Genomic DNA, 19,335 nt, shown 5'->3' on the forward strand with positions numbered 1-19,335 from the left:
CTTATGTTCATATCTTTAAGCTTTTTTGGTTTATTTTGAGCAAATAAAATATTTAAAAAAGAAAATCCAAATTTTAAATTTTTAGATATTTTCAAAAGAAGTTCTAATCAAAATAATATTTCCCCACAATCTTAAATATTTATGTATAATATAAAAATACTTACCTAAGGGGTTAGAAAAGGTAAGTTGTATATATCAATTTATTTCATTTCTATTCTATAATTAGGTTGGCACCTAATTAAAAAGTTACCTTATTGGTAACTTTTTTATATTGATAAAAATTAAATTAATTTATATAATTATTTTATAAAATAATTAATTATAAGGTTTTAGGTGTATATAATGTTTAAATTTAAGTGAAGAAAAGATAAAACAATAGATAATGATATAAATAATAACAAAATAGGAAATGTTGACAATGTAAATAATAGTATAAATTTTAAAAAAATAAATAATTCAATAGTAAATTTTAAAAATAAAACAGAAGTTAAAAATCTTATAGAAGAATTAGGTAATTTACAAGTTAAACAATATAAAACAATTAAAATTTTACAAGGTTGCACTTATTGTTCCAATTCTTTTAATAAAAAATGACTAAAATTAAGCGAATTACAAAATAAATGTTTAAAATTCACTGAAAAAAATATAGAAAATTCTAATAATTTTCACATTTGTAATAATTGAAAAAAAATAAAAATTGATAAAATTTTTTTAATTCAAGGATTAAATTTTGATAAATGTGAAAAACATTCTAATCTAAATATTTTTTTATTTGATTTATTTATTAAAATGAAATATTTAAGAGAAGCAATAAGTTTATTAATAAAAAATAATCCTTAAAAAAATTAAGGATAATAATTAATATTATTTATGTTCTTTTTTATGTTTATCTGCCATTTTATTTAAAGTTTTACTTAAATTTATATAATTATTTATAATTTTATTTAATACTTGTTGTTCAGTTTTATTTAATTTATTACTTATTTCATTAGTAAATTCTATAATTTTTTGTTCAATTTCTTTATTCATTATTTACTCCTTTAATTATCAATAATTAATAATTTTAGTTATAACATCTGTTAGCACTGAAATTATCATTAAAAATAATATTACTGATACTGATACTATAGTTAATATTTCTCATCAAACCATTATTTACTCCTTATTTTTAATTTCTTTTATTTTATTTTTAAATTGTTTTTTATGAAAAAAACACATATTAAAAAATTGAACAGCACTATCTTCTATATTTAAAGTTTTTAAAGTAACTAATACTTTACTATTACAATCTTTAACAATACATTTAAGTAATACTTTTTCTTGTTTTTGTTTTTGCATTAATCAAATACTCCTTAATTATTTTCTATATTAATATCTTCAATATTTATATTAATAGTTAATCCATTTAAATTTTTTAATTCTTTTAATTTATCTATTATTTCTAAAATATCTTGTTTAGTCATTTTTATTCTTCTTATTTAAATAATATCAACCAATTAATAAACTATCTGCTTCATCATGATTTGATATAGTTATATTTCAGTTATTTTGTTCAATTAATACTGTTGCTAGTCTTATTGAACTTTCTTTATCTCATTCATCATTAATTAAAATATTTATAAATGATTGACTTTTATATCATTTTTTTCATGAAGAAGGACTTATTAACATATTTTTTGTTAATAATTTATTAAATTGTCCAGCAATAAAACCTCTTAAATGTTCTTGAGTTTCATAACCAATACCATTTTTTGAATGAAAAGTACCACGTTCAATAATTAAATTTAAATGTTCATAAAAAATATTAATTCGTAAATTTCGTAAATAATAATATTCATATAAAACATTAGTTATATTTATAAAATTGTTACTATTTTTTTTAAAACTACAACTTTTCACTAATATTGGTCTTCTATTTTCTCAAAAAGTAAATCCAGTATTTTTAATACTTGGGTCAATTGAAAGTAAATAATTATTCATTATCAAATTCTCCATTTATAATAGCTTCATATCACTTTTCTAATTCATAAAGTCTATTAAAAAGTTTATTTATTTCAAATTTACTTTTTGAGTCTTCTATTTTTTCAGTAATAAAATCTATTCTTTTTTTCATATTTTCAATTAATTTTTCTTTATTCATTATCAAAGTCTCCATTTTCAATTTTTTCTTTTATAGTATTAATTGCTAATAATATCCCGTAATGTGTATATTTATCTTGTTCATTTTTAAATTCCATAAAATGATAACCATAATCAGTTTCCATATTTTTATAATATTTATTTAAATATTTAATTAATTTTTCTTTATTCATTATCAAATTCTCCATTTTCTATTTTTTCTTGTAATTTCATTATTAATTTCATTTTCCAATTACTAATATTAATTTTAATTTCATCACTAATATCATCTTTAAGTAATTCCATAAATTCATTGTCAAGATAATTAATTATTTTTTCTTTATTCATAATTTAACCTTTCTTTTCTAACTCTTTTATTTTGTTTTTGCTTACATAAGTTATTACATTTATGGGCATAAACTCTACCATAACCACATTTATTATTCTTTTTAATTTTTATTATCATTAGTTTTAAATGTTTCTTCTTTTTCATCTCAATATAATTTGGTATTTGTTTCTATTCACTTCTCAAAAGAATTTAATTTTAATTTATTCATTATCAAATGTCTCCATTTTCTAAATCTTTAATTAACTCAAAAGCATCAATATATAGTATTCCATCATCACCTTTATCTAATTCATCTTGTATTTGTTCTTTAAGAAAAATAATTAATTTTTCTTTATATTCATTAATTGTTCTTTTTTGTATATCTTTATGTATTTCCAGTGAACATATAATACTATCAAAGGGTTTATTCATTATTATCAACTCAACTTTCATTTAATCATAAAAATATTTCATGTAAAACTAATATTGAATCTGCTTTATCTTTATACTTAAACATTAAATCTGTTATATATTTACGTAATACACTTTTATTAACTCTATTTTCTTTTTTCATTATCTAATACCCTTTCTATGTTCTCTTACATGTTCAATATTTTCTTCATCACCAATCATTATTTCTCCACAAAAAACACATTTATACTTTGTTCAATATCCCATTATTTATTCTCCTTATTTTTATTTAAATTCATAATTAATATTTCTAAACAATTCATACATCAATAATTAGTTAATCAAATTCTTTTATTACAATATTTACATTTATTCATAATTTCTATACTCATTTTTATTATTAGATTTTATATTTTTAAATCTTTCACGAATTTCTTTAAATTTATTAAATAAATTTTTTAAATAATTTTCACCCATTAATATTAAAAAATCTTTACTATTATTTGGATTTAATCTTTCCATATCTTCTCTGATACATTCATCAAATAAAACTGTATTTGTAATCATATATTTTTCAAAATAATCTAATTGTTTTTCACTTGGTTCTCATTTTTCATTTTGTATTTTTACATTATTATTAATATAATTATTTTGTGATTTATTATTATTTTGTATTAAATTAACATTATCATTATCTGGGTCAAGTTCATCTTCACTTAATAACAATAAATTCATTAAAAATATCTATAAGCATAAGTTTCTGCACTACCTTTTGCTTTTGCTATATCTGTATTTTTAGCACATGCTAATATATCAAAATATTTAATTTCTTTATCATTATCTAAATCAATAATTGTATATCTTTTAAAATAAGTTATTTCTACTTCATTTTTATCTAAATAACTAATTTTTCTATCAGTTGTTAATATATCTTCATGTGTAATAACAATATTTAATTCTTCACATAATAATTTAAATTTATTAAAAATATCACTTAATAATCAATATTTATAATTACCAAATTTATTAAAACCATTTTTAGGTGTACTACCAATTTTTAATTGTAATTTAAGTATTTTTTTATATAAATTATTCATTATTTATCACTCTTTCTTATTGCATTTTTAATTAAACCTCTTATAAATTTTGTAATTGTAATATTTTTACTTTGACAAAAATCTTTAATTTCTTGTTTTTCAATATCAGAAACACGAATTTTTATATAATTATTTAATAATATTTTATTTTTTGAAATTTTATTTCTAGGTGTCATATTTATTCATCTCCTTTAACCTTTAAAAATTCTTTTATAATCAATAATTACTTGTTCTAATTTTTTTACATCTTCATATATAAAATAATCATTATGAATTTTTAAATCACCATCATTATCAATTTCAACTTCAAAATATTCATATTTACTATTAAATTCTTCTTGTAATTCTTCAAATTTTTCTATTAATTTTCTTGCATTTTCTAATTCTAATCTATTCATATTTACACTCCTTTAAAATTTTCTAATTGTAATTCATTAATATAATATTCATATAAAGAATCTCAATTATTTGATGTTAAAAACATATCTTCTTCAATCATGTCATTAATACATTTATTACAATAATAACTATTATCTAATTCACTAATTCATATATATTTTTCATTATGAATATTACATTTCATTTTTTAATTCCAATTTATCTTTTATTATTTCTAATTCAGTCATTCTAATTTCATTTGCTTTAATAAAATTTTGTAATTTTTCAATTTCTTCTTTATATTCTTTAATATTTTCTTTATGTTGATTAATTCTGTCATTAATATATTCTAAAGGTGGATTTTTAATCATTTTTTTCACCAATTAATTTATAAAAACATTTATTACAAGTTCTATTTGCAAATGATGAATTTTTATTACATATATCACATGAACCTTTAATTCTATATTCTCTACATTCCATAATTTTTAATCCCTTTCTATAATTTTTAATATTTCTTGTATTTCAATATATTTTTTATTTTTAAGTAATTTTTCATTACATAAATTTTTAATTAATTCTATTTTTTCAACATTTAATAACATATTAATTTCCTTTAATACTTTAAATAAAATATTTTTTCATTATGAGTATTTATATCTTTCATTGGTGTAACAATATAATTTATTACTAAATCATTATCTTTATATGGATTATTTATTTTAAAACTTTTCATATCTTTTTCTCATGTAATGTTATATTCAAAACATTCTTGATTTTTATCATTTGTAAAAATATAATAACCATTATATTGTTCATAAAATGTACAAGATATTAATTTATTTTCATTTGTAGTAATATCTGAAATATTTTTTATATATTTTAAAATTTCACTACCTTTAATACTTTCAATATCTTTTGTAATTGATTTTTTACCTAATTTATAATTAAAATCTTCAATTATTTTTAATGTTATTTTTTTATTATTTTGATTAATAATAGTATCTTTAATAGGAAATCATGTTTCATATTCACCAATTTCTAATAACATACCTTTAGTTGTTTCTCTTACTTTATTTTTAATATCTAAATTAACATTAATCATTACGAATCCTTTCTACGTATAAGCCTTATCACCTACAGTGATAAAAGGCTTATATACTACTAACTAAATACTTCTACTACTATACGTAAGGCTTATGCTACTGTAAGTAGCAAAGCCTTGGAGGGTAGGGGTTCTAGGGGAAGGGAACCAAAAATATCAAGTTTTAAAAGAGCAACACAAAAATTACTATTAGTTATATCTGCACTATAGCCTTTAATAATTTTTATTTAGTTATGTAATAATTAATTACTTTAATAAAGTACAGATTTATCAAAATAATTAATTATAATTGTTCAACAATTAAAAATGAGAGTTTTATCTCTCATGTCATTTTTATAAAATATACCAATTTTTTATTCGGCCAATTAAAATTAGAATTATTTGATTATATCAATTGATACAACAACATAAGAATCCACAGCACTTTAAACTACTTAACTCCTATCAAATATCAAGAACAAGTGTCTACCAAAAAATAGTCCTAAAAAGTGTTGCCATTCCAATTATTTGGATCTTGATTTAGTTCTTTTTCTAATAGACAAATTTGGTGATTATTATCAAGAATTTCATTATTTATATTTTCAATTTTTGATATTTTTTCTTTAATTTCTTCAGGAATAATATTTTCTTTTTGTTTTTTTAGTTCATCAATTTCTTTTCAAATTTCTTTTTCATTTTCATTTTTTTGTCATTGATAAATTTGATCAATTTTTTTCATTTTTTCATCTTCTATATCAACCAATTGTGCTAGTTTTTCTTTAATTTCTTTGCAACAATTAATGTCATTTTCATTATTATTACAATTTTTAGTATTTTTTAATAGATTAATTCTTTCGTGAATTTTTAATATTTCATTATTTTTATCATTTATTAAATTTTGATAAAATTCAATTCCTTTATTTTCTTTATCACAATTATTTTTATTATTTTTAAGATTTTCAATTTTCTTTTGGTATTCATTAATAGTATTTTCATTTTCCACTAATATTTGTAATAATTGTTTAATTTCTTGTTGTATTGTTTCATCAAACTCTTGTTTTGATTTATCATTATTATTTTTTTGATTAAGTTTTTCTATCATTTCATAATTATTTTTTATTGAATCTTTTATATCATTTAATTGTTTTAATAGATCTTGACAATTGATTAAATGAACTCTATTTTTTTCTTCTTCAATTAATTTATTTATTTGATCTTTAATATTTTGTATTTGTTTTTCAATTGCTTCTTTTTTTTCAATATGATCTTCAATATTTTCTATTGTGTCTGAATTAGTTTTTATTTCTTCAATTTCTAGTTCTTTTTTTGATAATTTTTTTTCTAATTCTTCTCTCTTTTTAATATTTTTTAGTTCTTCATCACTTTTTTTACCATTAATCTGTTCTTTTAGTTGTTCGATTTCTTTGTTAGCTTCTTCTAACTTATTTTTTAGTTCTTGTATTTTTTCAATTTCGTTTAATAATGCTTGAATTTCTTTATTGGCTTCATTCAACTTAGTTTGCATTTCTTCTTTTGCTTTGTTAGTTTCTTCTATTTTATTTTTTAGTTCTTGTAGTTGTTCACTATCTTTACTGTTTTCAATTTCTTCTAATAGTTGTTCGATTTCTTTGTTAGCTTCTTCTAATTTAATTTGTGTTTCATTTAATTTAGATTGAATTTCTTCTTTTTCTTGTTTAATTTTTTCTAATTCTGTGTCAACATTTTCTTCCTCTTTTTCTTCCTCTTCAGTTTCTTCTTCTTTTTCTTCCTCTTCAGTTTCTTCAAATTCATTTATTGTATTATCTATTTCATTATTATTTAGTTTACTTGACATAAAATTTGTCTCCTTTTTATTTATTAATTTGATTTATTTTTGGACTCCTTTTATAGTAATATGTTAATAGAACACAAATTTAGAGTAGAAATTAAATTATTTTTTTGTTTTTTGAAATAATAAATAAATTCAGTTGTTTAAAATTTCATTTTTAAAAAATGAATAGTAATTTAATAGTTATTGTTCTTACAAAGATTAATTTTAATAAATTAATAAAATTTTTAATGCTAGATTTAATTGTAAAATTTCAATTAATTATCATTTTTATTTTTTATATTCAAGATTTACTTAAAATATTTTTTTGTTCAAAATTATAGATTTAAAAATATAAAAAATGCATTAATATATTAAATTAGTTACTATATTAAATAGTAAATAATATTGAATTAAATGAATTAATTTTATAAAATTTATTATTAAATTTTATTTTTTAAAAATTACTCTAAGCAAATCTTAACTAAAGTTTATATCTGAAAAAATGAATATACAATAAAAAAAATACCAGTTAAATTATATTTTTGATTAAATAGAAAAAATCTTTCTTGTAATTTTTATTCTATTAAATTAATAATTAATATTTTTTTTCTTTTTAATTTATAAAAATATTTCATAATTTTATCTTTTTGCTTGTAATAACTAATATTTATGGTTAATATTAAAATTGAAATTAATATTTATATTAATCTAAATTAGATAAGTATAATTAATAATAATTAGTTTTCAGCGAGAGTGAATAGTGTAAGCACTTAACCATTATTAATTAGAAGCTCCTAATTTAACAATTTTAATCATTAATTAAGTACATTTACTTTGTAAGTGAATTAGGATGGTACCGCGTTAAAAAACGTTCCTATTTTGATAGGAATTTTTATTATTTTGAGGAGAAATTATTATGTCAATAAAATGAACAACAGATAAAGTTAGAACAACTTGATTAAATTTTTTTAAAAGTTATGATCATCACATTTTAGAAAGTGCATCACTTGTTCCAAATGATGATCCTTCACTATTGTGGATTAATTCTGGAGTTGCTACATTAAAACCATATTTTGATGGACGACAAACCCCAATTGCTAAAAGATTAGCAAATTCACAAAAAGCAATTAGAACTAATGATATTGAAAATATTGGTATTACAGCAAGACATCAAACTTTTTTTGAAATGTTAGGTAATTTTTCAATTGGTGATTATTTTAAAAAAGAAGCTATTGTTTGAGGATGAGAATTTTTAACTAGTAAAAAGTGATTAAATTTAGATGCTAATTTATTATATGTAACAGTTTTTAATGAAGATGAAGAAACATATAATTTATGATTAAATATTATTAAATTACCAAAAGAACGTATTATTAAAGGTACAAGATCTACTAACTTTTGAGATATGGGTCAAGGTCCTTGTGGTCCTAATACTGAAATTTATTATGATCGTGGTATTAAATATGATCCTAAAAATATTGGTATTAAATTATTAAAAGATGATATTGAAAATGATCGTTATATTGAAATTTGAAATATTGTTTTTTCACAATTTAATAATGATGGCAAAAATAATTATACTGATTTACCAAGAAAAAATATTGATACTGGTGCAGGATTAGAAAGACTAGTAGCAATTTTACAAGATGTGCCAACTAACTTTGATACTGATTTATTTCAAAATATTATTCATGAATGTGAAAAATTGACAAATTTTCGTTATGATATCAATAATTATTTTACACAAGAGATTAAGCAAAAAACTATTAATACTGCATTTAAAATTATTGCTGATCATATTCGTTGCTTAGTTTTTGCAATTAGTGATGGTGTTTTTCCTAGTAATAAAGATCGTGGTTATGTATTAAGAAGATTGATTAGAAGAGCTGTTGTATATGGACAAAAACTTAATATTAATGAACCATTTTTGTTTAAGTTAGTTTCAATTATTATCAAAGTTATGGGTCAACATTATCAAGAATTACATAAAAAAGTCGATTTAGTAACTAATATTATTAAAAGCGAAGAATTAAAATTTTGAACAACATTGATAACAGGAAAACAATTATTATTACAAGTTATTAAAGATAATAAAAAAGTAGATGCAACTGCGGCTTTTAAATTATTTGATACCTATGGTTATCCTATTGAATTAACATTAGAGATTGCAAATGAAGAAAATGCGACTGTTGATTTAAAAGGTTTTCAAAAGTTATTGGATAACAGTAAAGATAATACAAGAAAAGTAAGAATTAATCATCAAGCATTAACAATTCAATCTTCATTACTAACTAATTTAAAAGTTCCTTCAACCTTTGTTGGTTATGATAAAGAACAAATAAATACAAATATTGTTTTTATGTTTAAATCAGAGCATGAGGTAAAATTTTTAAAAAATGAAAAAGGTTATTTAATTTTAAATGAAACACCTTTTTATGCAGAAAAGGGGGGGCAAGCATCTGATGATGGTATTATCAAAGGAGAAAATGGAACGGCCTCTGTTATTGATGTACAACAAGGACCACAAAAACAGCATATTCATCAAGTGGAAGTAAAAGGTGAATTAACACAAACAGAAATTGTTGAAGCACAAATTAATAGTTCACATCGTTTTTATACAAGAAAAAATCATTCAGGAACTCATTTATTACATGCTGCTTTAAGAAAATTATTAGGTTTACATGTTATGCAATCTGGAAGTTTTAATAATTATCAATATTTACGATTAGATTTTAGTCATTATGAAATGTTAACTTTAGAACAAATTATAAGTATAGAACAACAAGTAAGTAAATGAATTAAAGGTAAATATCCTTGTGAAATTATTTATTGTACATATGAAGAAGCAATCAAAATTGGAGCTTTAGCTTTTTTTGGTGAAAAATATGAAGAAAAAGTTCGAGTAATTAAGTTTGGTGATTTTTCAATTGAACTTTGTGGGGGTACTCATTGTTATAATTCACAAGAAGTAGAACAGTTATTAATAACTAATGTTGAATCAAAAGGATCTGGTTCTTATCGAATTCATGCTTTAACATCATTAAAAACTATTAATGAATACTTAACACAACAAATAATGATGATTAAAGAACAAAGCAATAGTTTATTTATTCAATATCAAAAAAATAAAGATAACCGTATGCAAGAAGAAATTGAAAAAATATATGATGCTATTAATAATTTAAAAGTGGTAGCTGCTGATTGAAGAAAAGGAAAAATGTTATTACTAGAATTACATAGTTTATTTAAAAAATGACAAATTAATTTTGAAGAATTAAATCGTCAGAAGATAGTGAAAAAATATTTAACTTTAGTTCCAAAAAATGAAAATAATTATAAACTATTAATTGCAAATTTTGAAAATTTAGATATTAAAACATTAAGAGAAATAATTGAACATTATCGTAATCAATATCAAAATATTATTATTATTTTTATTAATAAAATTAATAATCAAGAATATTTAGTATTAGTTGCTTCAAGTAAAGAATTGCATAATAATAAACAGTATCAAAGTAATAATATTTTACAAAAAATATTAAAAACATATAATGGTAAGGGTGGCGGTAGCCCAATCTTAGCGCAAGGGAAGATTGATAAGTTTATTACAGAAAAAGAAATTAATAAAATTATATATTAAACTTAATGCTTATATGTATTAATTTATATAAATATTATATGATATACAATAATATATGTTCAACATCAATAATGTTTTACAATCATATATAACATTATTACAGTAATTGCATAATTTTTTATAATTTCTTATTGATGAAATATAGAAAAATAGTAGTGATAATAATTTTAGAAAAAATACATTTTTTTAATTAATAAGGTAATGTTTAGTAATCTGTGTAACTTACAAAAATAACTATGTTTAATTAATTCTATAATAAACCTAGAAAGAGTGAATTACAGATGGCTAAAAAGCAAAATATTAATAATAATGATCCAATATCAAAAGCAGTAGATTTATTATTAGAAAATACTGAAGATTTAACAACAGTTTTTAAAGAGGGAGGTTTGTATAAAGAATTAACAAAAAGATTAGTAGAAAAATGTTGAATTCTGAGATGCAAAATTATTTAGGATATGATAAGAATCAACATAGTAATAGTGACAATGCTCGTAATGGTATAAGTTCAAAAAAATTAATAACTCAACAAGGTAAAATTGAGATTGATGTACCACGAGATCGCAATAGTAATTTTAATCCTGTAATAATTGCAAAAAGACAAAGAAGATTTGATGGTTTTGATCAACAAGTTCTTTCTTTATATGCAAAAGGTATGACATTATCAGATATTAGAATGCAATTACAAGAGTTATATCATGGTGCTGATATTAGTGAAAGTGTTATTAGTCAAATTACTGATGATGTTATTGATGATGTAAAAGCATGGCAAAATCGACCATTAAATAGTATTTATCCGATTGTTTATTTTGATTGCATAGTAGTTAAAATACGACAAGATAAACGCATTATTAACAAATCTGTGTATATAGCTTTAGGAGTTGATTTAGAAGGTAAAAAAGATGTTTTAGGCTTATGAATTAGTGAAAATGAAGGTTCTAAATTTTGATTAGCCAATTTCACAGAAATGAAAAATCGAGGCTTAAATGATATTCTTATTGCTTGTAGTGATAATTTAACAGGAATGTCAGAAGCAATACAATCAGTTTATCCTAAAACAGAACATCAATTATGCATCGTTCATCAAATTAGAAATAGTTTGAAATATGTCTCATATAAGCATAGAAAATCTCTAGTTGCAGATTTAAAACCAATTTATACTGCATGTAGTGAAGAACAAGCAATGCAGACTTTAGAAACATTTGAAAATAAGTGAAATAAACAATATCCTCAAATTGCTAAATCTTGATATAAAAATTGAGAAAATTTGATAGTTTTTATTAGTTATCCAACAGAAATTAAAAGAGTAATTTATACCACAAATGCTATTGAATCTGTTAATAGTCAATTACGAAAAGTTATCAGAAATAAAAAGTTTTTCCTAATGATATGGAAGAATTGAAAATATTTTATTTAGCAATTGAAAATATAACAAAAAAATGAACAATGCCCATTCAAAATTGAAATACAGCAATTGCTCATTTTATGATAAAATTTGAGGGAGCATACCGATGTTGTCAATAATATTCAAATTTGTCTTAAAATTATAAAGTTAGACGAGAATAATTTTGACTTCAATATGCAATTGTATGTTAATCTTAACACTTGTAAAATATTAGTCAATAATAATACTTACTTTTATAATTCAAAAATTCTTATTAATAGTTACTTTAATAAGTTTTATTTTATTTTTGGTTTTTTAAAATCTTTAATTTTAATTTATAATAACTGGATGGTAGTATTTATTTGATAGCATTTAAAATTAACCATTTTTGTATACATATCAATATTATAGGTTCTATCACCAATCATATGCTTTAAAATTTGTTTAATATTAGTTTCAGTAAAGCAACCAATATTTTCAACTAGTGCTTGGTTTAATACACCATCTTTTGCATTAATAAAATAACCAACTTTTAATTTTTTATATTGTAAAGCTAATGATTGTAAAAAATCAATTAATTCATAATATTGGCCTTTTTCAAATAAAGTTATTGCATTTTGATAGTGTAATTTAGCAATTTTATTTTTTCTTCTTCCAGCCATTATACCAAGAAATAAAACATGAAAAGCATGGAATTTATCTAAAATAAATTTAGCATTTAAAATTGTAGCAGTTTTTCTAATTCATTTTGCACTATCTCCACAAACTACTAAATTTGCTTGTTCAAAATTTTCAAAAAATAAATTACCATGTTTTTTAATTAATTGTGCTGTTTTTTCAGCACCAATTTCTGTTTTTGATACTCTTATTTTACAAACTGCTTTTTTATTAATTAATTTTCCATTTTTCTTTTTACCAGTACAAAATACTAATAATCTCATAGAACATTTTTTACAATTTTTAGTATTGTGTTTTTCATTAAACTTAAATTTTCTATGTCCATCATCAATATTTATATATAAAGTTTGATTTTTTTCTAATACTATTTTAGGAATATTAGCTTTTGGTAATTGAAATTTTTGATAGGTTCTACAAACTGTACTAGTACTTATTAAATCATCAATAAAAGTATCACAAACATCACGATACTTTTTTCCATCAGCAAAATACTTTAAAATTTGTTTAATAACATTAGGTGCAAGTTTACTATATTTTTTAACACCAAGATAATTATCTAGCAATGAAACAAATTCATTTTTTTGTGTTTTTTGGTTATATTTTGTACAAATACGTCGTTTATAATTTAATAAACCTTTTTTTGCTTTTAATTTTCGTTTTCTAAATCTATATGATTTATATTCAGATTTATCACAGGTACTTCATAAATAATCATCTATTTTTGTAAATAATTCTTCTGTTTGTTTTAAACTTAATTCATCTTGATTAAAATCATGTTTATCTCAATCAAAATGATTAGAGAATGGTAATATAAACATTTTTTAATGTTCCTTTCTAAATTTTGTTTGTTATAATTTAATTGTATTGCTTATAAAAATTAGGGAGTAAAATATGCCTTTTATTAGTAGTTATGCACAACTGAATAAAAAATATAATCTTAATTTTAGTGATAATAATTATGGTTTTAGTTGAGATATTTTTAAACAATTTGTTAGTGATGAATGAGCAGAATTTTTTACAACTAATTGTTTTTATCGTTTTGTACCAACTGCACGTGGAACAAGAAAAACTTGAAACTGTTTAGCATTTGATTTATTTATATGTTGTAATTTTAGTGATAGTAGTGTTCAAGAAGTAAGAAGATATGAAAATACTCATAGTGAAACGACAATTGGTGCATTAATGAATGTTTGTCAAGTTTTATTAGATACATATAATATTAATTTATTACCTAATAATCCACATGGTATTAAATGAAAAATAACCAAAGATGGTGGATGTATTATTTTTCCTAATAATCAACAAATTGATTTTATTGGTTATGCTAATGGTAATAAAATTTTTGGAAAAGAAGCGGGTGGGTCAAGTTTTTTGGGTTCACGTACTGATGAAATAATAATGGCAGAAGAAAAAGAAACACTAACAGAAAAGCAATTAACATATAGATATGAGCGTTTACAAAATTCTATGTTTAGAAGTAATCGTATTAAAGTTTCAAATGAACCAATTAAAGAATGAAGTTGAACTTTTATTGATAAAAATATATATAGTCCTACTTTTGGAAAATTAATTACTCGTTATTTTTATAAAAGTTTCTTTATTACTTTTACATGTAATCCTTATGATAAATATCACCCATTTTATTTAAAATACTGTACGCCATTTTTACCATTAAATGATGAAATAATTGAAAATCTTAAAAAAGTTGGTAAAGTTTACTATGAAAATAAAGACATATTTAGTGGTTTAGGTTTATTTGTTTTAAGATTTACTATTCAACCTTTTTGAAATAAATTACCTGACATTCAAAAAAGAACATTATTAGAAATGAAAAAAAAGTAATCCTGATGAATTCAATACTGTTTATTATGGTTTTGAATTTTTAGATAGTGATGCAACAATTTTTCCTTTTCAAAAAACAGTAAAATATTGACAATCATATGATTTAAAACAGTTTTATAATCAAGAAAAAGATATGTATAAATTTGATTTTTATTCAGTTGGTGTTGATTGAGCAACTGGTCACAAAGACCATACTGTATTTATGGTGGTCGGATTTAAAGAATATAATAATACTGGGTATTATGATGCTTATATTATTTGTGAATTAGTAGTTACTCCAAATGATTTTGTTAATGAAAATGAAAAAATTAATGGTTATGTTAATGAAATTTTAGGATTAATGGATAATTTTGAAAATTTTGAACAAGCAATTTATTTTTATGATGATAAAGCAAGAACAGCAATAGATTGATTAAATCAAAAATTAATAGATGAACATAATACTATTTTAATAACACAAACTGCTATTAAACATACTTCAAATTTAAATCAAGAAGCCGGATTAACTAATAGAGTAGTATGAATGAGAAATATTATGAGTTATGGAAACTTTTATGCTAATAAAAATGATTTACCAAAAACTACTCAATGTTTAGAAGAATTACGTTATGACCAAACCAAAACTAACATTCCTGATAAAAATATGTACCAAGACCCTTACGATGCATTATTTTATGCCTTGTATCCATATAAAAATGTAATTAGGGGTAAAAATAATGCTAGTGTGAAAAAAAGTATCTTCACATTTGCTATATAGTAAACAATTTACATATAATTAATAGTATAGGTATCACAAAATAAACGCCTTTAATTTAGGCGTTATTTTGCATTTAAAAGCATACTTGTAAAAATAATCAAAAACAGTACAATTTATAAGTAAAATCAAGGAAAAAAGGAGAAATTTATTATGAAAACATGAATAAAAACAAATTTAAGTAAAATAACATTAGCATTAGCACTAACTGGTGCAACAACTGGAACAATAGGATTAATCATGGGGGGTGCTTACCCATAATATAGGTACTAATGTTAAACATTATTTAGAACCCAATGGAGAAGTAGTATTAGGAACAACAACTATTTGATGAAATAAATGAGATAGTCCAAATAAAACTGAATTATATTTTTCTAAAATTAAACATCATGATGAAGATATAAAATGAGATGGTACTTATACAGATAATTATTTTCAATAATTAAATTTCAATATTTATATAAGAAATATTTTCATTATATTTATCAAATAAATTAATATTAGTTAAATTTATTTCTTGTTTATCTGTTATTAAAGTTAAATCATAATTTCCAGAACCAAATATGCCACTAATTTCTATCCGATTTAAGTTATTAATCGGGTTTTCAATTTGTAATTCCAAATTACCATTATTATCAATTTGTGAAATTTGTTTATAAAATTCTAATTTAGAAAATAGTTGTGATTTATTAGAACCATATAAATTTAAAATATTTTCAATTTTATTATTACTAATAATTGCTCTTGTAAAATACTTACCATATTCACCATTACCTAATGTTCAATCTGCTGGAATTAATGATGGTATGTTATTACTTTCTAATTCGTTTGTAATAGATAATCAGTTGAATTGATTATCATCTAACTTAAATAATTCATTTTGACTAATATCATTGTTTTTTAATTTAATATTATTTATATCTGTAAAATCAAAATATGAAGACTTTAATATAACTTTTATATCTTTATATTCTCAAATTTTATTTTCATTTGGATGTATTGGCTTTGATTTTAATTCAAAATAATAAGGCAATAAAATTTTATTATCATCATTTAAACCTTTATTAATAGACATACTTGAATAAATATATTTTGATAACATCACAAATATTTGTTTAAATATTTTTACTTGTTCTAAATTTATATAATTTGGATAATCTAATTCTCATTGTTTAAATAAATTAGTAATTACATCTTCTGGTTTTTGTCCTTCAAATTTTGCTCTTAGTTTTGCAATATCATTATTGGGTTTACCAGTTTTATCATCATATGTAGCACCTTCAAAATTTCTATTATAGTTATATGTGTAACTTAGCATATCTAATAATAGTTGTTGTAAACTATCAATTGGTGGTTTATCATTTATTTCAATTTCAATTGAATTAAAGTTCTGTGATAATTCAATAGCAATATATTTACTAGGATATGGTGGGGTTGGTTCTCTATGACTATATAATATATATTGTTCATTCTTTTTCATTTCAAAATCAGCTAATTTTTTAGGTACTGGTGCTGGTCCATCATATTTACCAATTTTAGCATATGTTATTTTTGCATTATTAATAATTTCTTTTCTTGTTTCAGTTCCGCCACCAATAGCAATTAAATCTAAAACTGATTTTTCTTGTCCTATAAATTGCTTTGCTAAATTTCAAGGTAATATTTGTTCGCTAAATCATTGTTGTAAAATTCTAACTTTTGGTTGAGTTTCAATAGGCATTGATAATAATGGAAATGCTATCTTATCCTTGACAAATAATTTTGGGTATACTTCCATATTGTCAACTTCACCAAGTACCTTTATATTGCCAAAAATCATGCTTCTAGGGGCTTTAATTTTTAAACCAGTTACTTTGGTATCTTTATCTAATGGTTTTTGTAATTTAATAATAATTGGATAACCATCTCTTGTTTTAAAATCTTTAATTTTAATAATAGTAATACTTTTAGTACTTCTAGTTTTTGGATTTTGATAAGGTTGTGAATAATTATTAATGATATATAAATTATCAATATTATTTTCAGTTAATGGTTCATTTATACTAACTGCATATAACTTAAATTGATTTAATAAATTTATTTCTTGAAATATTAAATTTTTAATATCAGTCATACTATATTCAATAGTATTATCATTAATATTTGTACTTGCTCTTTGATTTAATTGCATAGTAAAGTCTGATGTTTCAGCAGCAGTAGTTTTTAATACTTTTTCAATATCAATAAAACCAATTTTAATAGTATTTGCTGAAAATCTTAAACTATTATTTTCATTATTTTTAAATAAACGTTCAATTTCATAAATATAAATTGTTCTTTTTTTAAATTCATCGTATGCTCTATTAATATCTGGGTCACTAGTTGCTCTCATCATATTAGTAAAGTCATAAGGAATATTATCAATTAAATAATCATTTTCTACTTCTGCTTGATTAAGTTTAGTTTGTTTCTGTGGAAACTTCGTTTGTGGTTTGTTGTTGTTTTCCATTGTTCTCTCCTATTAATTGGTTATTTTCGGGATTAAATAATTTTAATTTAACTGTTAAATTATTAATTTCTTGTTCATCATTAATATTAAATGTTTTACTATTTAATAAATCTTTATCTAAATGTACTAATATTTGAATAAATTTAAGAATATCAATATTAAATTGTCATAATTTTTGTTCAATATAATTAATAGTTGAAATATTTACAGCTGTACTTTCGGGAACTGATTGTTGTGCAGATTTTTTTTGACTTGGAATATGAATACCACAACGTTTAAATATTTCATTAACATTTCAGTCATATATATCAGTTAAATTTTTACCTTTAAAATTACTACTTGTCATATTGATATTTTCATTTTGTTCATTATTATCTCCACCACTTTTAAAAATATAATTTTTAGTAACTAATATTCTTACAGCATCTTCTAATAAATCTTTTACATTACCATAAGTTGAATTAAAAATAAACTTTGGTGAGTTTAAAATTGTATCTAAAACAATTTGTTCATAAATAACATCTAATGCTTTAATTTTATCCATTACTTTATTACAATCTGCTAGTTCATTTGCTTTATTTCGCATAATTGCTATTGGTATATAGTTAATATTTAGTGTTTGTTCTTGTTCTAAATTTGGATTATTAATGAATGATTTAAAATCTAGTGGAAATTGTTTTTTATTATCACTAATACTATAAATTGCACGATTAATAGTTACTTGTTCATTATTTAATGTATAAATTTCAAATAATCTTACAATTTGTGCATTTTGTTCATAACTATCATAAAAAATAGTACATTGAATTAATTTACCAGTAATATCATAAACTCTTTGTTGTATATCAACTACTTGAAAATATAAATCATCATTAGCAATAAAAATTAAATAACCACTAATTCCTAATTTACTTAATTTAAAAATAGAATTTCAATTTTTTCTATAAAATTCTTGTTGAATTAAATACTGCTTAATAGTTTCGTTGTTAATATCTAGTGGAGCATTATATAAATTAGCATTATTTTCTGCTACAAAATCAGTAAAATATGTTTCATGATTAAAATCATTAAAACCAAAATAACTTAAAATAGAAGCATGTGTACTTTTACCTTTTAAAAAAGTTAATTTAGTTTTTTCTTCATTATTAGTGCTTTTATCTCTTCTTAAAAATCTACCTAACATAATATTCACCACCTTTTTTTAAAATATTTGATTAATTTTTAATACAATTTTTACTATAATAAATATAATTAAACCAGCAACAGCAGAAGATAATAAAACTCCTATTAAACCTAAAATAATTTTTATTATTTTAAAAAACATAA

26 protein-coding genes and 1 pseudogene are annotated in these 19,335 nt (G+C 21.0%); 7 read left to right on the forward strand and 20 right to left on the reverse strand.

The window, feature by feature from the left end; genetic code table 4:
- The first annotated feature begins 342 nt into the window (after positions 1 to 342).
- On the forward strand, positions 343 to 840 hold the full coding sequence (locus tag ACXUB0_RS10385) for a hypothetical protein (protein WP_458258611.1): 498 nt from the start codon (positions 343 to 345) through the stop codon (positions 838 to 840).
- Positions 841 to 864: 24 nt separating this feature from the next.
- On the opposite strand, the gene ACXUB0_RS10390 is transcribed toward ACXUB0_RS10385, so the two are convergent.
- From ACXUB0_RS10390 to ACXUB0_RS10460, 15 genes are all read right to left on the reverse strand, one after another.
- The gene (locus ACXUB0_RS10390) at positions 865 to 1,029 is read right to left on the reverse strand and encodes a hypothetical protein (RefSeq protein ID WP_458258612.1); all 165 of its coding nucleotides are present in this window, start codon (positions 1,027 to 1,029) and stop codon (positions 865 to 867) included.
- A 126-nt stretch (positions 1,030 to 1,155) separates the two neighbouring features.
- Complete coding sequence (locus ACXUB0_RS10395; protein ID WP_458258613.1) at positions 1,156 to 1,338, reverse strand: hypothetical protein; 183 nt, start codon at positions 1,336 to 1,338, stop codon at positions 1,156 to 1,158.
- A gap of 117 nt (positions 1,339 to 1,455) precedes the next feature.
- Positions 1,456 to 1,980: a hypothetical protein gene (locus tag ACXUB0_RS10400; RefSeq protein ID WP_458258614.1), complete on the reverse strand. Its 525-nt coding sequence runs from the start codon at positions 1,978 to 1,980 to the stop codon at positions 1,456 to 1,458.
- Positions 1,973 to 2,140 carry a hypothetical protein gene (locus ACXUB0_RS10405; RefSeq protein WP_458258615.1) on the reverse strand — a complete coding sequence of 56 codons (168 nt, stop codon included), beginning with the start codon at positions 2,138 to 2,140 and terminating at the stop codon, positions 1,973 to 1,975. Before ACXUB0_RS10405 ends, ACXUB0_RS10400 begins: the two co-directional genes overlap by 8 nt.
- Positions 2,133 to 2,312 carry a hypothetical protein gene (locus ACXUB0_RS10410; RefSeq protein ID WP_458257353.1) on the reverse strand — a complete coding sequence of 60 codons (180 nt, stop codon included), beginning with the start codon at positions 2,310 to 2,312 and terminating at the stop codon, positions 2,133 to 2,135. Before ACXUB0_RS10410 ends, ACXUB0_RS10405 begins: the two co-directional genes overlap by 8 nt.
- Positions 2,305 to 2,466 (reverse strand): hypothetical protein, encoded by a 162-nt coding sequence (locus ACXUB0_RS10415; RefSeq protein ID WP_458257583.1) that lies wholly within the window; start codon positions 2,464 to 2,466, stop codon positions 2,305 to 2,307. The genes ACXUB0_RS10410 and ACXUB0_RS10415 overlap by 8 nt, the downstream gene beginning before the upstream one ends.
- A 208-nt stretch (positions 2,467 to 2,674) precedes the next feature.
- The gene (locus ACXUB0_RS10420) at positions 2,675 to 2,878 is read right to left on the reverse strand and encodes a hypothetical protein (protein ID WP_458257355.1); all 204 of its coding nucleotides are present in this window, start codon (positions 2,876 to 2,878) and stop codon (positions 2,675 to 2,677) included.
- A complete protein-coding gene (locus tag ACXUB0_RS10425) occupies positions 2,871 to 3,020 on the reverse strand; it encodes a hypothetical protein (protein WP_338987125.1) in 150 nt (49 codons plus the stop codon). The genes ACXUB0_RS10420 and ACXUB0_RS10425 overlap by 8 nt, the downstream gene beginning before the upstream one ends.
- A gap of 206 nt (positions 3,021 to 3,226) precedes the next feature.
- Positions 3,227 to 3,592 (reverse strand): hypothetical protein, encoded by a 366-nt coding sequence (locus ACXUB0_RS10430; RefSeq protein ID WP_458257581.1) that lies wholly within the window; start codon positions 3,590 to 3,592, stop codon positions 3,227 to 3,229.
- On the reverse strand, positions 3,592 to 3,954 hold the full coding sequence (locus tag ACXUB0_RS10435) for an ERF family protein (RefSeq protein ID WP_458257580.1): 363 nt from the start codon (positions 3,952 to 3,954) through the stop codon (positions 3,592 to 3,594). The genes ACXUB0_RS10430 and ACXUB0_RS10435 overlap by 1 nt, the downstream gene beginning before the upstream one ends.
- A complete protein-coding gene (locus ACXUB0_RS10440; RefSeq protein ID WP_458258616.1) occupies positions 3,954 to 4,130 on the reverse strand; it encodes a hypothetical protein in 177 nt (58 codons plus the stop codon). The genes ACXUB0_RS10435 and ACXUB0_RS10440 overlap by 1 nt, the downstream gene beginning before the upstream one ends.
- Before the next feature lie 15 nt (positions 4,131 to 4,145).
- Positions 4,146 to 4,352: a hypothetical protein gene (locus tag ACXUB0_RS10445; RefSeq protein WP_458257578.1), complete on the reverse strand. Its 207-nt coding sequence runs from the start codon at positions 4,350 to 4,352 to the stop codon at positions 4,146 to 4,148.
- 2 nt (positions 4,353 to 4,354) lie between these two features.
- Positions 4,355 to 4,537, reverse strand: coding sequence for a hypothetical protein (locus tag ACXUB0_RS10450; RefSeq protein ID WP_458258617.1), 183 nt, complete (start codon positions 4,535 to 4,537; stop codon positions 4,355 to 4,357).
- Complete coding sequence (locus ACXUB0_RS10455; protein WP_458258618.1) at positions 4,527 to 4,703, reverse strand: hypothetical protein; 177 nt, start codon at positions 4,701 to 4,703, stop codon at positions 4,527 to 4,529. Before ACXUB0_RS10455 ends, ACXUB0_RS10450 begins: the two co-directional genes overlap by 11 nt.
- A gap of 245 nt (positions 4,704 to 4,948) precedes the next feature.
- Entirely contained in the window at positions 4,949 to 5,437 is a 489-nt protein-coding gene (locus tag ACXUB0_RS10460; RefSeq protein ID WP_458258619.1) for a hypothetical protein, read from the reverse strand.
- Between the two features lie 365 nt (positions 5,438 to 5,802).
- Here ACXUB0_RS10460 and ACXUB0_RS10465 point away from each other — a divergent pair, with 365 nt between their 5' ends.
- Positions 5,803 to 5,916: an IS3 family transposase gene (locus tag ACXUB0_RS10465; protein WP_458258790.1), complete on the forward strand. Its 114-nt coding sequence runs from the start codon at positions 5,803 to 5,805 to the stop codon at positions 5,914 to 5,916.
- Positions 5,917 to 5,918: 2 nt separating this feature from the next.
- Here the strand turns inward: ACXUB0_RS10465 and ACXUB0_RS10470 are convergent, their stop codons facing one another.
- Positions 5,919 to 7,250 (reverse strand): hypothetical protein, encoded by a 1,332-nt coding sequence (locus ACXUB0_RS10470; RefSeq protein WP_458258620.1) that lies wholly within the window; start codon positions 7,248 to 7,250, stop codon positions 5,919 to 5,921.
- 892 nt (positions 7,251 to 8,142) lie between these two features.
- On the opposite strand from ACXUB0_RS10470, the gene alaS reads away from it, so the two are divergent.
- Both alaS and ACXUB0_RS10480 read left to right on the forward strand, forming a co-directional pair.
- The gene (gene alaS, locus ACXUB0_RS10475; RefSeq protein ID WP_252320087.1) at positions 8,143 to 10,866 is read left to right on the forward strand and encodes an alanine--tRNA ligase; all 2,724 of its coding nucleotides are present in this window, start codon (positions 8,143 to 8,145) and stop codon (positions 10,864 to 10,866) included.
- Positions 10,867 to 11,147: 281 nt separating this feature from the next.
- Positions 11,148 to 12,387: pseudogene (locus tag ACXUB0_RS10480) on the forward strand (IS256 family transposase).
- 195 nt (positions 12,388 to 12,582) lie between these two features.
- On the opposite strand, the gene ACXUB0_RS10485 reads toward ACXUB0_RS10480, so the two are convergent.
- Positions 12,583 to 13,743, reverse strand: coding sequence for an Mbov_0401 family ICE element transposase-like protein (locus tag ACXUB0_RS10485; RefSeq protein ID WP_458257521.1), 1,161 nt, complete (start codon positions 13,741 to 13,743; stop codon positions 12,583 to 12,585).
- Between the two features lie 73 nt (positions 13,744 to 13,816).
- Here ACXUB0_RS10485 and ACXUB0_RS10490 point away from each other — a divergent pair, with 73 nt between their 5' ends.
- The 3 genes from ACXUB0_RS10490 to ACXUB0_RS10500 all read left to right on the forward strand — a co-directional run bounded on the left by ACXUB0_RS10490 (position 13,817) and on the right by ACXUB0_RS10500 (position 15,963).
- A complete protein-coding gene (locus tag ACXUB0_RS10490; RefSeq protein WP_458258621.1) occupies positions 13,817 to 14,767 on the forward strand; it encodes a hypothetical protein in 951 nt (316 codons plus the stop codon).
- Between the two features lie 133 nt (positions 14,768 to 14,900).
- Complete coding sequence (locus tag ACXUB0_RS10495; protein ID WP_458258622.1) at positions 14,901 to 15,524, forward strand: hypothetical protein; 624 nt, start codon at positions 14,901 to 14,903, stop codon at positions 15,522 to 15,524.
- 244 nt (positions 15,525 to 15,768) lie between these two features.
- Positions 15,769 to 15,963, forward strand: coding sequence for a hypothetical protein (locus tag ACXUB0_RS10500; protein ID WP_458257696.1), 195 nt, complete (start codon positions 15,769 to 15,771; stop codon positions 15,961 to 15,963).
- Here ACXUB0_RS10500 and ACXUB0_RS10505 read toward each other — a convergent pair whose 3' ends face one another.
- The 3 genes from ACXUB0_RS10505 to ACXUB0_RS10515 are packed head-to-tail and all read right to left on the reverse strand — an operon-like array spanning position 15,964 to position 19,333.
- Positions 15,964 to 18,009 carry a hypothetical protein gene (locus ACXUB0_RS10505; RefSeq protein ID WP_458258431.1) on the reverse strand — a complete coding sequence of 682 codons (2,046 nt, stop codon included), beginning with the start codon at positions 18,007 to 18,009 and terminating at the stop codon, positions 15,964 to 15,966.
- Complete coding sequence (locus ACXUB0_RS10510; RefSeq protein WP_458257693.1) at positions 17,960 to 19,192, reverse strand: hypothetical protein; 1,233 nt, start codon at positions 19,190 to 19,192, stop codon at positions 17,960 to 17,962. The genes ACXUB0_RS10505 and ACXUB0_RS10510 overlap by 50 nt, the downstream gene beginning before the upstream one ends.
- 18 nt (positions 19,193 to 19,210) lie before the next feature.
- Entirely contained in the window at positions 19,211 to 19,333 is a 123-nt protein-coding gene (locus tag ACXUB0_RS10515; RefSeq protein ID WP_255495889.1) for a hypothetical protein, read from the reverse strand.
- Positions 19,334 to 19,335: the final 2 nt, after the last annotated feature.

The sequence above is a fragment of the Spiroplasma endosymbiont of Dactylopius coccus genome, assembly GCF_977110965.1.